Here is a 609-nt window from a genome sequence, read left to right as displayed (position 1 = left end):
AGGAGACGCGCCCGGCGAGCCGTGCGTTGACGAGCTTCTGCCAGGCGAAGGCGAAGTGCCTGGCCTCCTTGCGGAACTCGTGCAGGGCCTGTCCGGTGCGGTGCATCGTGAGCAGCGCGTTGCCGGAGTGCAGCAGCTGGTCCTCGGACTGCCCCGTCTGCAGCAGGGCGGGGTCGACCCAGACCTCGCTGTCCTCGTGCTCGCCCTCCTCGTGCACCAGGCCGTGCTGCGGCACCAGGATGCGCTCCTGGACGCTGCTCTCCACGACGGCCCGGCCCCACATGCCCGCGCTGTTGTCGTCGACGACGCGGTCGCTCTCCAGCAGATCGATCATCTTCTCGTCGTGGTCGACCATGCGCAGGCTGATCGAGTAGTCGTTCGGCGTCTTCCAGTGGATCAGCCAGTGGACGCGGTCCTTGCGGCCGAACAGCTCCTCGTAGAAGAAGAACGAGGCGCCGTTGAGGTCCGCCCGGTTCATGTAGGTGATGACGTCGCCGAACAGCCGGCGCCCCTCGGCACTGTGCTCGTACTTGAGCTGGGTACTGCGCGCGATGATGAAACCCGCATTACCCGAATGCAGTTGCCGCTGCGGCGGGACGGGGCTCTGGG

The 609-nt window shown here is 67.0% G+C and carries 1 protein-coding gene; it reads right to left on the bottom strand.

Translation table 11 applies throughout. The features are described from left to right. Positions 1–609: DUF6039 family protein (locus AC08OJ_RS15490; RefSeq protein ID WP_476596088.1), on the bottom strand; the 609-nt coding region annotated here is incomplete at both ends.

This window comes from Frankia sp. CgKIO3 (assembly GCF_977946435.1).
This window is presented reverse-complemented; position numbering and strand designations above follow the sequence as displayed.